This window comes from Streptosporangium minutum (genome assembly GCF_002149035.1).
Lineage (GTDB): Bacteria > Actinomycetota > Actinomycetes > Streptosporangiales > Streptosporangiaceae > Streptosporangium > Streptosporangium minutum.
This window is the reverse complement of record NZ_NGFP01000001.1, coordinates 95406-107883: the sequence shown is the minus strand read 5'-3', so window position 1 is coordinate 107883 and position 12478 is coordinate 95406. Positions and strand designations below refer to the sequence as shown.

11 protein-coding genes are annotated in these 12478 nt (G+C 69.9%); 2 read left to right on the top strand and 9 right to left on the bottom strand.

The window, feature by feature from the left end; all coding sequences use genetic code 11:
• Window positions 1-894 precede the first annotated feature (894 nt).
• Complete coding sequence (locus CA984_RS45760; RefSeq protein WP_165781047.1) at window positions 895-1149, top strand: hypothetical protein; 255 nt, start codon at window positions 895-897, stop codon at window positions 1147-1149.
• A 37-nt stretch (window positions 1150-1186) separates the two neighbouring features.
• Here CA984_RS45760 and CA984_RS00425 read toward each other — a convergent pair whose 3' ends face one another.
• The 4 genes from CA984_RS00425 to CA984_RS00410 all read right to left on the bottom strand — a co-directional run bounded on the left by CA984_RS00425 (window position 1187) and on the right by CA984_RS00410 (window position 5737).
• Window positions 1187-2746 (bottom strand): MFS transporter, encoded by a 1560-nt coding sequence (locus CA984_RS00425; RefSeq protein ID WP_086566524.1) that lies wholly within the window; start codon window positions 2744-2746, stop codon window positions 1187-1189.
• Window positions 2747-2881: 135 nt separating this feature from the next.
• On the bottom strand, window positions 2882-3688 hold the full coding sequence (locus CA984_RS00420; RefSeq protein WP_086566522.1) for a DUF2267 domain-containing protein: 807 nt from the start codon (window positions 3686-3688) through the stop codon (window positions 2882-2884).
• A gap of 552 nt (window positions 3689-4240) precedes the next feature.
• Window positions 4241-4513, bottom strand: coding sequence for a GlsB/YeaQ/YmgE family stress response membrane protein (locus CA984_RS00415; RefSeq protein ID WP_086566519.1), 273 nt, complete (start codon window positions 4511-4513; stop codon window positions 4241-4243).
• 99 nt (window positions 4514-4612) lie between these two features.
• Window positions 4613-5737, bottom strand: a complete 1125-nt coding sequence (locus CA984_RS00410) for an epoxide hydrolase family protein (RefSeq protein ID WP_086566516.1) — start codon at window positions 5735-5737, stop codon at window positions 4613-4615.
• A gap of 367 nt (window positions 5738-6104) precedes the next feature.
• On the opposite strand from CA984_RS00410, the gene CA984_RS00405 reads away from it, so the two are divergent.
• Window positions 6105-7460: an NsdA family TPR-like regulatory protein gene (locus tag CA984_RS00405; RefSeq protein ID WP_479725524.1), complete on the top strand. Its 1356-nt coding sequence runs from the start codon at window positions 6105-6107 to the stop codon at window positions 7458-7460.
• A 185-nt stretch (window positions 7461-7645) separates the two neighbouring features.
• Here CA984_RS00405 and CA984_RS00400 read toward each other — a convergent pair whose 3' ends face one another.
• From CA984_RS00400 to hemA, 5 genes are all read right to left on the bottom strand, one after another.
• A complete protein-coding gene (locus CA984_RS00400; RefSeq protein WP_086566511.1) occupies window positions 7646-8485 on the bottom strand; it encodes a GNAT family N-acetyltransferase in 840 nt (279 codons plus the stop codon).
• Window positions 8482-9273: a class I SAM-dependent methyltransferase gene (locus CA984_RS00395; RefSeq protein WP_086566509.1), complete on the bottom strand. Its 792-nt coding sequence runs from the start codon at window positions 9271-9273 to the stop codon at window positions 8482-8484. Before CA984_RS00395 ends, CA984_RS00400 begins: the two co-directional genes overlap by 4 nt.
• 69 nt (window positions 9274-9342) lie before the next feature.
• Window positions 9343-10314 carry a 3-oxoacyl-ACP synthase III family protein gene (locus CA984_RS00390; RefSeq protein ID WP_086566507.1) on the bottom strand — a complete coding sequence of 324 codons (972 nt, stop codon included), beginning with the start codon at window positions 10312-10314 and terminating at the stop codon, window positions 9343-9345.
• 2 nt (window positions 10315-10316) lie between these two features.
• On the bottom strand, window positions 10317-11156 hold the full coding sequence (locus tag CA984_RS00385) for a TauD/TfdA dioxygenase family protein (protein ID WP_086566505.1): 840 nt from the start codon (window positions 11154-11156) through the stop codon (window positions 10317-10319).
• A gap of 15 nt (window positions 11157-11171) precedes the next feature.
• Entirely contained in the window at window positions 11172-12374 is a 1203-nt protein-coding gene (hemA, locus tag CA984_RS00380; protein ID WP_086566503.1) for a 5-aminolevulinate synthase, read from the bottom strand.
• Window positions 12375-12478: the final 104 nt, after the last annotated feature.

Here is a 12478-nt window from a genome sequence, read left to right as displayed (position 1 = left end):
GCTCTTGCCCTCGGGGGCCGGGACGGAAGGCGTCGGCGGCGGGGGGACCACCGCCTGCCAGCCGGTGTCGGAGGGCTGGGGGGTGGGATTCGCGACCAGGGCCTGGGGTTCGGAGTGGTCTCTCGTGGCGAGCCAGAGCCCGGCTCCGGCGAAGATCGATAAAATCGCCCCGGACAGAATAAGCTTCCGCCAATCGAATGCGGCAAGCCGCTCGGGGTGCCAGTCCGGCGACTGGTCCGATTCGCGCTCGGGGGAAGCGCCACCGCGGCCAGAGGGCCCAGCCTGTCTATCTGGGAAATCTGATGCACGCCATGACATAGGTCCAAATATTAGACTGACCGTGATCTATTGGGAAGGTAAAGGGGCTGAGTAATTGGCACTTATGGCTATTGGTTTATAAATAATACATAAGCCACGATAGGGTCTGTCCGAAATTAGACCCGCGCCGACCTGTGGTTGTGGCGCTAACAGGCCATATCTGGACTTCTCTAGAGATTTCCATGCATCCCGTGCTCTCGACCGGTCTTCCGTCTTTCCTGTTGATCTGTTATTTCCCTGGGGCGGGGTTGGTGTTCGCCTCATGTTGAGTTTCCGGTTCCCTGGCCAGGTGTCAAGAGGACAGATCGTGCGGGCGGAATCGTTTTCGTGGAGCGGATTGCCGCCGGCGCTTGCCGGTGTCCGATATGAATGGCCTTCATGTATTCCTCCCCCTCGGTAGCGCGCCCGGGGTGGGTAATAGGGACGCCGTCTTTCCGGGGGGCATGTGTGCTCGAACCCGGGTTTCGGACAATCCTTCCGCCTGATCCGGCGCACGGGGACCGGACGGGCGCGGCGTAGTCTGGAAGACGGCGCCGAGCCACTGCGCGGCGCCCACTCCGCCTGGACGGCAGATCAATGGTGAACAGTGAGCCCACGTGCGAGCTCCACCTCCGAATGGCCGGACAGGCCCACGACCTGATGCTGCGCCTGCACGGCGACCCGCCCACCGAGGACGATCTGGCGGGATGGATGCAGAAGGGATCGGTGGTCCGGCTTGAGGTCTCCGAGCAGGGCAGCCACCAGATGGCGCACGTCATGCTGGTGAACTTCAGCGGTGTCGTCTTCGCCTGGCTCGTCCCCTTCAGATCCGGCAGAGGCGTGAGTTTCTGACCCCCGCGGGAATCGGCCGGCGGGTGCCCGGGGGCGGCTACCGGGCCGCGACGGGCCCGTCCTGGGCTCTGCCCTGGTCGTCCAGGTCCACCTCGGCGATCACCTTGGGGACGCCGCGCAGGGCGGCCGGCGCGGCCACCGCGAGGAGGGCCAGCAGGACCGCACCGGTCATCACGGTCATCTGCATGCTGTCGACGAACGTCTGCCGGGCGGTCTCGGCGACCGTCTCCGCCAGCCGCGCGGGCAGGGCGGCGGCGGTCTCCAGCGCCCCGCCGAGCGACTCCCGGATCTGGTCCGCCGCATCGGCGGGCACCTCGGCCGGGAGCCGCAGGTTGTTGCGGTAGGCACCGTTCAGCACGCTCCCGAGTACGGCGATGCCCAGCGCTCCGCCCATCTCCTGGGCGGTCTCCGCGATCGCGGACGCCGCGCCCGCGCGCTCTCTGGGGACCGAGGCGAGGATGGTGTCGTTGGTGACGGCGAAGGTGAATCCGGTGCCCATGGAGGCGACGATCATCGCGGTCACCATGTACGCGTAGCCCGTGGCCATGTCCACCTGGCCGTACAGGACGAATCCGGCGGCGCTCAGCCCCAGCCCCAGGGCGACGACCCGCGCCCGGCCGATGGCGGTGACCAGCGGGGCCGCCAGGGCCCCGCCCGCCGCCGCGCCCAGCCCGCCGGGCAGGCCGGCGAGTCCCGACATGAGAGGCGACCAGCCCAGGACGAGCTGGAAGTACTGGGCGAAGGCGAGCGACGCGGCGAGCATCGAGAAGATGCACACGACATTGGCCCCGACCGCTCCGGAGAAGGCGCGGTGGCCGAAGAGCCGGACGTCGATGAGGGGCTCCGCCAGCCGGGTCTGCCGCCGGGTGAACAGGACGAGCGAGACGAGGCCGGTGGCGGCGGCCACCCAGACGCCTGCCCCGGCGACGCCGTCGTGGGCCGCGGACTTGAGGGCGTAGACGGCGGCGACGACGCCGACGACGGAGAGCGGCACGCTCACCAGGTCGAGCCGCCCCGGCCGCGGGTTGCGCGACTCGGGCAGCACGACGGATCCGACGACGACGATCAGCACGGCGACCGGCACGTTGACGAGGAAGACGGAGCCCCACCAGAAGGAGTTGAGGAGCGCCCCGCCGACCACGGGACCGAGGGCGAAGCCCAGCGCGGAGACGCTGCTCCAGACGCCGACCGCGGCGGTCCGCTCCCTCGGGTCGGTGAAGACGTTTCTGATCATCGACAGGGTCGACGGCATGATGGTGGCCCCGGCGACGCCGAGCAGCGCCCGTGCCGCGATGAGCCACTCCGGAGTCGGCGCGTAGGCCGTCAGGGCGGAGGCGGCCCCGAAGGCCGTCATACCGACGAGCAGCAGCCGCCTCCGTCCGATCCGGTCGCCGACATTGCCCATGGTGACCAGGAGCCCGGCCAGCGCGAAGCCGTACACGTCGACGATCCACAGGAACTGGGGGGCCGAGGGACGCATCTCCTCGACCAGTTTGGGCGCGGCCTGGTGCAGCACCGTGAGGTCGATGGCGAGCAGCAGCATGGCGAGGCAGGCGATCACCAGCGTGCCCCACTTGCGTGGTGAGGGAACGGTCATGCACGGAGCTTCGACCACCGCGTTGACGGAGCGCTGACCGAACGCTGACGGTGCGGCCGGTCCGGTGGACGCGCGGGGGCGGCGGGCGTGAAGGCCGCGACACGCCGCCGCCCGGCGCGGGTGGTCCTGACGAGGTTAACCCGGTTGCAGCAGCGGCCGGTACTCGTCGGGGAGCCGGGCGATCGCGTCGTGGTACCCCTTCTCCCCGACGGCTCCGCGCAGCACCGCGAACACGGCTCGCACGTCCTTGGTCGCGTTCCCCCGGGTGACCCCGGCGCGCTTGGCGACATCGTGCAGGAAGACGTCGGGCGACAGCGGCACCGCCCCGCCGCGGCTGCGGGCCCCGCCCCGTCGCAGGGCGGGACGGAACTGCAGGGGCAGCAGCGGCAGCAGGTCGTCGGCCTGGCCCGCGGACAGCCGCAGGCCGAGCATGTCCAGCACCGCCTCTGTGGCGCGGTGCGCGTGGTCGCGGTCGGTCGCGGCGAGTTCCGCGACGCGGTCGAGGAACTCGTCGTAGGAGAGGCCGCCCGCGAACGGCGGCTCGTCCTCGGCCGGCGGAGGCGCCGCCGCCATCGCGGTGTCCATGAGCGGACAGAAGTCCTTGGGCAGCTCGGAGCGGAGGTCCTCGAACTCGTCGGGGCCCACCGCCCTCCACAGCGCGGCGAGCACGCCGCGCGCCTGCTCCGCGGCGGTCCCGGCGTCGATCCCGGTGTGCTCCGCGACACGCCGGACGAACTCGTCGACGTGGAACCTCTCGGGGGGACCGTCGGGTTCGAGGCACGGGCGCAGCCGCTCCGGAAGGCGTTGACCGAGAATTTCGGCCTCGCCGGGAGTCACGCGCCGTGCGAGCAGGCGGAGGGTCAGGCAGGCGACGCTCTCCGCCTCCTCGCCCGAGATGTCGGCGACCTGCTCGACGATCGTGATGAACTCCTGGTAGTCCATGGTGTCCTGCCTCGGCCGCGGGGCGGCTGTCGGAGAGGGCCGGCCGACGGTGGCGGCCGGTGTCACTGAATCCGGGGATCGCGGGGTCCCGTGCCCGTACCGCGGCGTGGGCGGCGGGCCACCGCGAGGACCACTGCGACGGGGTCGTCCACCGGCGCGCACGGCCACCTCTCACACCGGGGTCGTGCGGCACTCCAATCCAGTTAACGCCTCCGCCCGATACGGGAGCAAGTGGGTCGGCACCGCCGCTGACCTGCCATCCCGCAGCCCGGTCCCCGCCGCCGCGTCCGCCGCCGCGTTCCCGGAGGCACCCGGTACGGCGGAGGCCCCGGGTCCGTGCGGATCCAAGGGGCCGTGAATCGCTCCCGGTACGGCGGAGGCTGCGGCCCGGTCGTGAATCGCTCCTGGTACGGCGGAGGCCCCGGCCGGGTCGTGCATCGCTTCTGGCATGGCGGAGGCCCCGGTCCGGGCGCGAATCGCGTCCGGTCCGGGGCCGCCAGATGCCGCCGATCGGTCGTCCGTCCCACGGTCACCCGTGGTGCGGCGGATCCTTTAGCGGACGTGGCGCCTGCCGTACAGGCTCACGGTCAGGATCACGCCGACCGCCGCGAGACCGATCTGGATGAGCAGCTCGATCCAGTCGATGCCGCTGGTCGAGGCCACGCCCAGGGCGCCCGCGATGGCGGTGCCGATGAGTGCGGCGACGATGCCGATCACGATGGTCAGCCAGATCGGAATGTTCTGCTTGCCCGGGACCACCAGACGGCCCAGGGCCCCGATGATGACTCCGATGACGATGGCGGTGATGATGCCGGTAACCGTCATGTTCACACTCCCTGTAGGTCGGCGTAGGTCGGCTGACGGACGAGTGCCCTGGGAAAGGGAGCTGACACGTAACAGATCGGTTGCGGCCGTGTTCCGGCGTCAGCCGAGCTTGCCGAAGAACTCGCGGATGTCGCTCACCAGCAGCTCAGGCTGCTCCAGGGAGAGGAAGTTGCCGCCGCGCTCGAACTCGGTCCAATGGACGATATTGCTGTCGCGCTCGGCGAAGCGGCGGATCGCGACGTCGGTGGAGAGCGCGACGGCCACTCCGGTGGGGACGGTTCCGCGCTCCTTGGGAGCCCACGCGCTGGGGTCGTGAGCCATCTCGTAGTAGAGGTTGGCCGAGGAGCCCGCGGTGCCGGTGAACCAGTAGACGCTGACGTTGGTCAGCAGGTGGTCGCGGCCCACGGCGTCCTCGGGCAGCTCGGCGGCCGCGTCGGTCCACTCCTTGAACTTCTCCGTGATCCAGGCGAGCTGCCCCACCGGCGAGTCGTGCAGGCCGTAGGCGAGGGTCTGCGGGCGGGTGGACTGGAGGACGTTGAAGCCCATCATGTCGTCACGGAAGTTCTGCAGCCGGGCCAGGCGCTCCTGCTCGGCCCCGGTCAGGCCGGCGAAGTCGGCCGGGTCCTCGGAGGGGAAGGTGACCAGGCCGTTGAGGTGGACGCCGATGACGTGGCCGGGTGCCTGGCGGCCCATCTCGATCCCGATCCAGGCGCCTCCGCCGCCGCCCTGCACGCCGTAGCGGTCGTAGCCGAGGCGGGCCATCAGCTCGACGAACGCACCGGCGATCCTGCCGGTGTTCCAGCCGGGGCCGCTGAGCGGGCCGGAGAAGCCGACACCCGGAGTCGAGGTGACGATCACGTGGAAGTCCTGCGACAGCGGCTCGATGACGTCGGCGAACTGCGTGAACGAGCCCGGCCAGTCGTGCATGAGCAGCAGCGGCGTGGCGTCGGGGTTGGCCGAGCGCACGTGCGCGAAGTGGATGTCCTGCCCGTCGATCTCGGTGATGAACTGCGGGAACTCGTTCAGGCGGGCCTCGGCCCCGCGCCAGTCGTAGCCGTTGGCCCAGTAGTCGGCGAGTCCCTTCAGGTAGTCCACCGGCACGCCCCGGCTCCAGCCGGCGCCGGGGATCTCGCCGCTCCAGCGGGTGCGGGCGAGGCGCTCGCGAAGGTCGTCGACATCGGCCTGGGAGATCTCGATGCGGAAGGGGCGGATCTCGGTGCTCATAAATGTTCCCTTCGAAGCAGTCTGTGCTGACTTCAGTCTATCAGAACGGAATACTTCATTCCACAACTTTGAGCCCGTCCGGGCGGTGTTCCGCGACCTGTCTGGGCGGCGGTGGCGGCCGGGGCGGCGCCCCTCCGGCCGTCGCGGGGCCGGAGAGATGTCCGGCGCGGAGGCGTCTGGCCGGAGCGGTGGCCGGCGAGGGGCCGGACGGCGTCCGCGGGGTCCCGGATGTCCGCCGGTGGCGCCGCCTTGCACCTCGGGAGCTTTTCCGGAACCGTGCGTGCCCGGCGGGAAAGAGAGCGGGTGTCGATCCGTATCAAGATCGAGTAATCTATACTAAACCGGTGGGTTGTGTCCGGTATGCTGGATGTGGATTAAGCTCACGGTGCGGCAGCGGTGGGTGAATCCGGCAGCAGCGCAGGAGGAGGCGTCTTTCGTGTGCGCTACCACGCAGCTCCAAGGCTTCCTGGACCGATTGGGCTGGTCGCCTGAGCAACTCGCGCGAGAGATCAACCATGTTCGCGGCAGCGAGGGCGTCAGCCCGAAGGCGCCCTATCACTGGCTCAGAGGGGCTTTCCCGCGCCGCGACATACCTCACGCGGTGGCCAAAGTCCTGTCCGAACGTCTCGGCGAGACGATCGACGTCAGCATGATCTGGCCTGACCGATTCATGTCAAGCCTCGGCTCCCGGGTGATCGGGCCTTCCGGCGACCCTCCGGGCGCTTCCCCGGACCATTCCGATCTCACGCCTTTGATCAGGGATTCCTGCGATTCGATCAGGCTGGCCAGGCGCGTCTCGGTGACCAATATGGACGAGGCCGCCCTGGAACGGGTGGACAGCGAGCTCACGGCCATCTCCGTCTCGTACTTCCACGTGCCGCCGAGCTCGCTCATCCACCGGGCGGTTCTCCTGCGCGACCGCATCGCCACGTCCCTGGCGGGGCCCCAGCGGCCCTCCCAGAAGCGGGAACTGCTCTCACTCGGGGCGAAGAGCTGCGCGCTGCTCGCGTGGATGGCCGACGACCTCGGCGACCCGAGGGCCGCCCAGAACCACGCCTCGGCCGCGTGGGAGCTGGCCGAGCTGGCCGACCACCATGAGGCGCGGCGCTGGGTCCGCCTCACGCAGGCCAGGCAGGCCTTCTGGATGGGCGACTACATGGAGGCGGCCCAGCGCACCGCCGAGGGGCTGACGTACGGGGCGGACGACGGCCTCGACGCCTTCCTCAAGCTCCTGCGGGCCCGCTCGTGGGCCGCCATCGGGCAGGAGAAGGAGGCCCAGCACGCGATATCCGGCTGGATGGACGTGCGACGCGACGTCCCCGCGCGTGAGGGCGGCCTTTTTGTGCTGCAGAAGGACAGGCAGTCCTATCTCGTCGGCGCCACCTACCTCGCGCTGAACCAGCCGGACCGGGCGCTGCAGGGGTTCTGCGGCTTCTTCGACCACTTCGAGGCGCTCGCGCCGAACCGGCGCTTCTACGGCGTGGAGGCCCTCACCCGCATAGACGCCTTCCGCGCCCACCTGCGGTATGGAGAGGTCGACGAGGCGGCCGGGGCGGTCGGGCCCGTCTTCGACCTGAAGCCCGAAAAGCTCATCAACATGATCCGCGTCGCGCTGCAGGAGACACTCGGCGAGCTCGGGCGGCACGCGGGCGCGGCCCCTCGCGTCCGGGCTCTCGCCGGCCGGATGGAGAGCCTCCTGTCCCAGCCCCCCGTGACGCGCTGACCTCCGCGACGCGCTGCCCCCCGTGACGCGCTGCCCCCCGTGACGCGCTGACCTCTGCGACGCGCCGGCTCTCCCGTAGCGGCGCGCCGCCCGGGGGCTCCTCGTCTCGCCGTCGCGAGGAGACCCCCGGGCGCGCACACCGTCCCGGCCGCACCCCGGGACGTCTCTCGCCCGGACCGCGGTGATCAGCCGATCGCCCTCGTCACCGGTGCGAACAGCCGGGCGCGGTCGCCGGGAGGGTCGTCGCCGTAGACCATGACCGTCGTGCCGCCCGCATCCCGGAGGCCGTGCTCCTCCAACCAGGCCCGCAGCTTCGGCCGGTGGCCGTAGAGGTCGATCCGTACCGGACCCTCGATCGCCGGGGCCAGGCCGGACAGCAGGGCCGCCGCGGTGTCCGAGTCCTCGGCGATCACCGGCCCGACGACGGGACCGTCGACCCCGCGCCAGACCCCCGCGAACCCGCGGATGCCCGCCGGCCCTCCGACCAGCCGGATCTGCTCGGCGACCGAGAACAGGCAGGCGACCACCTCGGTACGGCGGGCACCGAAGACCTCGGCGTCCAGGGCGATGATCTCCGGAAGGTCGGACGGCTCCGCCTCCCGCGACCACCGCCCCGGCTGATCGCCCGGCCGCAGGTGCCCGGCGTACCTGGTGCACGTGCCGGTCGCCCGGAAGCCGAGGCCCTCGTACATCTGCCGGCCGTACTCGGTCGCGGTCAGCCAGACGCTCGCGGTCCCGGCGCGTTCCGTCGCGTATCTCATCAGCAGCCCGCCGAGACCCCGCCGGCCGTGCCGGTGCGCGACCAGCAGGCCGCCGAGGTTGGCCAGCCGGTCGCCGTACCGGACCAGCGCGATCACCGCGGCCAGCCCTCCGCCGGGATCGTCGATCCCGTACACCTCGCCGAAGGCGAACAGCAGATCCCACGCGCGGTACTCGGCGGGCCAGCCGCGGTCCTGCGCCAGGGCGAGGCAGGCGGCGAAGTCCTCATAGCCCAGCCGCCGGACCGTCTCCTGCGGGGCCGTCACGGCACGCGGCCCACGACCGACGCCACCACGCCGAACCACTCGGCCATGTGCGGGCCGTCCTCGGCCTCCAGGAACCGCTCGACCTCCTCCGCGGTGACATAGCCCTTGCGCACCAGGGTCGGCCCCGTCTGCCGGATCGTCGGGCGGATCCACTCGTGGAGCTGCTCACCCCACCCCTCCCACCCCGCGAGCGAGGGCGTCAGCCGCACGCTGACGTCCGTGAGCCCCAGGCGGGCGACGAGTCCGGGCAGGCGCCGGGTCCAGCGCATGTCGCCGCCCTGCGAGTTCATCTGCTCGACGATCGCCCGCAGGACCCCGCCCCACTCCGGATGGGCCGTGTCGTCGGAGGGGAACCAGTAGCCGTCCACGATGGCCAGCCATCCGCCCGGCGCCAGCCAGTCGGCGAAACGGGCCAGCACCTCCTCGCGCTCGGGCAGGTGCTTGAGCACGGAGCGGGCATGTATGAGGTCGAAGGAGCCCTGGGGGAAATCCTCCTCGCGGATGTCGAAGGTGCGCACCGTCAGGTTCGGCGCACGCTCCCGGTCGAGGTAGCGCGGGTCGATGTCCGCCGACACCACGCTCCCGCCCGGGTAGCGGTCGGCGAGCCAGTAGGACATGGAACCCGCCCCCGACGCCATGTCCAGGCATCGCGGGGTGGAGCCGAGGGGGAGTTTCTCGATGGCCGCGATGCTCAGCGGGTCCAGGGCGTTCTCCAGCAGCTGGAGCCGTCGCAGTTCGGTCGGGATGTCCTTGCTCAGGACGCCTTCACCATAGGGATCGTGTCGCATGTCCAACCTTTCTCTGCCGTGGGAGGCCGGGCTCCGTGCCGTGGGAGGCCGGAGCCGGTCCCGCGAAGATCACACCTGACTGTGCGGCTGGTACTCCAGGGCCGTGATGCCCCAGCTGAAGCCCATGGCGCTGGTGGCGAGCAGGACCAGGTCGCCGGGGCGCAGCCTGTTGTCGTCCATCAGCCCGCGGAGCGCGATCATGGTGTCCGCCCCGCCCATGTGACCCAGCCGGTCGTAGTTGAAGACGCTGCGGTCCGCCGGGATGCCGGTCTCCCGCAGGAGCCGCTCGTGCATGGCACGGTCACCCTGGTTGATCAGGAAGAAGGCCACGTCCGGCACCTCCCTGCCGAGCGCGCCCAGCGTCTCGCCGATGAGCGAGGCGAAGTTCTTCACATAGGCCGCGGCGAGACCGCCGCGGTGCCCGGCACGGCGGATCACGACCCGGTCGGGCCGGTGCTCGCCGACGTAGTAGTCCGACCAGCTCGGATCGGTCCGCATGGCCGAGTGCAGCACCTCGAACGCGTAGCCGTCGCGCGCCAGGAGGACCGCCGCGGCGGCGTCTCCCAGGTTGAACAGCGCCTTCGAGGCGGGATCGCCGTAGTCGACCATCGTGCCCAGACGGTCACCGATGAGCACCAGCGCGTACCCGGCGCCGCCCGCCGCGATCCGGTCCAGTCCGACCTGGATCGCCGTCATCCCGGCGTTGCAGAAGTTGGCGATCTCGAAGCAGTGGGCGCGCTCGACGCCGAGCTCGGCGGCCACTCTGGCCGCCGGTGACCAGAACGGGACGTCCCACTCGCCGGAGCCGGCGAATATCACCTGCCGGATGGCGGCGGGCTCCACCTGCGTGCGCTTCAGGACCGCTCTGGCCGCCTCGAGCGTCAGCTCCCATGACTGCTCGCCCGGGCCGAGGACCGGGAAGTCCCCGGTATGGGTGATCTTCAGGATGTCGGGGACCGGGACGCCCGACAGGGCGGACATGTGCTGCGCGCTGACGCGCGAAGCCGGGAAGGCCACCTCCAGGCCGGCTATTCCGCCCACGGCTACTCGGCTTCGATGCTGACTCGGTGCACGGTCCGCGAGACGCCGGGTTCGACGTCGGTCGCCGCGTGCAGGGTCGTGGCGGTCTTCCACACCACGAGGTCCTTGGGGGTCCAGCGGTGGGTGTAGACGTGCTCCGGGTCCTGGATGAGGCTGTCGAGCAGGGTGAAGAAGGCCTCGTTCTCGTTGGCGTCGAAGCCCTGCACCGCGTCCAGGTACTCGGGGGCGCCGTACAGGTAGCTCCTCTTGCTGAAGGGGTCCCGCCGTACCAGCGGGTGCTCGACCTTCGGGTGCCTCTCCTCGATCCAGGCCTTGTACTCGGCCGTCGACAGCCCCACGTGCTCGCTGCGGATGCGCAGGCGCTTGACCACGGTGTGCCACGCCTTGCGGCCGTCGATCTTCTCCTTCCAGTCGCCGGGCAGGCGGTCGTAGACGTCGACGGCGCTGGCGAACAGGGTGTGGCCGCTGGTCTGCGGGACGTTCACACCGTGCAGCATGGTGTACTCGGCGGGCTTCGCCACGAAGGACGAGTCCTGGTGCCAGAAGTTGCCGACCCGGGCCACGCCGATGGACTTGTTGTCCCGCACCTCGTTGGAGGAGATCATGATCTCCGGCAGCTCCGGGTACCGGTACTGCTCCAGCACGAAGGGGATCGGCTTCCCGATGCGGGCCGCCAGGTCCACGTGCTGCTCCGGCGTCAGCTCGATCCCGCGGATGATCACCAGTTCGCGCTGGTGGAGAGTGTCGACGAACTCGTCGAGAACGTCGTCCTTCCGCAGGTCCTCATAGGTGACGCCGGTCAGTTCGGTGCCGATGGAGGGGATGAGGTCGATCTTGTCCACTGCCGTCTCCTTGATTCACGCGCGGGCGAGGCACGATTCCAGGGCGTATGCGAAGTGCTCGATCTGTTCGGCTGTCCGGTACGGGGCGACGGTGACGCGCAGCCGCTCCGTCCCGAGGGGGACGGACGGGAAGTTGATCGGCTGGACGTAGATGAGGTGGTCCTCCAGGAGGAGGTCGGCCACCTTCCTGACCCGGTCGCCGCCGGGCACCGTCACCGGGATGATGTGGTGCTCCCCGTCGATGAACGGGATGTCCGCCGACCGCAGGGCGGCCTTCATCCGGAGCGAGTTGTCGGTCAGCGCCCGGCGCAGGTCGGTGCCGTGCCGTACGAGTTCGAGGCCCTTCAGCGTGGCGTCCATGCACGCCTGCGGAAGGGAGGTCGTGAAGATGAAGCCGGGCGCGTAGGAGCGCACGTAGTCCAGGGCCGCGTCGGGCCCCGCGACGTATCCGCCGACCGTCCCGATGGCCTTGCCGAAGACGCCCTGGACGAAGGTCGGCCGGGTCTCCCCGATCTCCTCGCAGATCCCCGCGCCGGTCGGGCCCTTGACCCCGATGGCGTGTGTCTCGTCGAGGTAGGTCAGGGCGTTGTACTTCTGCGCCAGGTCGCATATCGCGCTGATCGGGGACGCGTCGGCGTCCATCGAGTACACCGACTCGAACACGATCATCTTGGGCCGCGACCCGTCGTACTCGGCCAGGCAGCGTTCGAGCTCGACCAGGTCGTTATGTGGAAATATCCGTTTTTCGCAGCTCGCTCGGCGGATCCCCTCGATCAGGGAGCGGTGGTTGTTCTCGTCGGAGAGGACCACCATGTCCGGAACCGCCGACAGCAGCACGCTGAGCGTCTCGAAGTTGGCCACGTAGCCGCTGGAGAAGATGAGCGCGCGCTCCTTGCCGTGCCAGCCGGCCAGCTCGGACTCCAGCGCGACGTGCGTGGTGCTCGTGCCGCCGATGTTGCGCGAGCCGCCCATGCTGGTGCCGTGCAGCGCGGTCGACTCGATCTGCGCCCTGATGAGATCCGGGTGCTGGCTCAGGCCGAGATAATCGTTACTGCACCACACCTGGACCTCTTCCCCCATGCGCAGCGTCTGGCCCGGACTGGCCGCCATGTGCGCGGTGGGGAGGTAATGCCGGTACAGGCCGTTGCTTTTCAGCTCCCGGAGCCTGTTCTCGATGGTTTCGAAGACGTGGGGCCGGGTGGAGACTTTTGTGAGCATGCGTATCCTTCGCTGATTGTCCTTCGCCTTCGCCGCAGTCGAATTCGTCGCTGCGGAAATCGGGCGAACATTGTCGGAGTCGGGCTCGCTGGGGCTGGCGAACG

What these genes read in the sequence shown, in the direction of transcription:
- CA984_RS45760 (WP_165781047.1), top strand. Translation starts at nt 895, where the DNA reads ATGGTGAACAGTGAGCCCACGTGCGAGCTCCACCTCCGAATGGCCGGA.
- CA984_RS00425 (WP_086566524.1), bottom strand. Translation starts at nt 2,746, where the DNA reads ATGACCGTTCCCTCACCACGCAAGTGGGGCACGCTGGTGATCGCCTGC.
- CA984_RS00420 (WP_086566522.1), bottom strand. Translation starts at nt 3,688, where the DNA reads ATGGACTACCAGGAGTTCATCACGATCGTCGAGCAGGTCGCCGACATC.
- CA984_RS00415 (WP_086566519.1), bottom strand. Translation starts at nt 4,513, where the DNA reads ATGACGGTTACCGGCATCATCACCGCCATCGTCATCGGAGTCATCATC.
- CA984_RS00410 (WP_086566516.1), bottom strand. Translation starts at nt 5,737, where the DNA reads ATGAGCACCGAGATCCGCCCCTTCCGCATCGAGATCTCCCAGGCCGAT.
- CA984_RS00405 (WP_479725524.1), top strand. Translation starts at nt 6,105, where the DNA reads ATGTGGATTAAGCTCACGGTGCGGCAGCGGTGGGTGAATCCGGCAGCA.
- CA984_RS00395 (WP_086566509.1), bottom strand. Translation starts at nt 9,273, where the DNA reads ATGCGACACGATCCCTATGGTGAAGGCGTCCTGAGCAAGGACATCCCG.
- hemA (WP_086566503.1), bottom strand. Translation starts at nt 12,374, where the DNA reads ATGCTCACAAAAGTCTCCACCCGGCCCCACGTCTTCGAAACCATCGAG.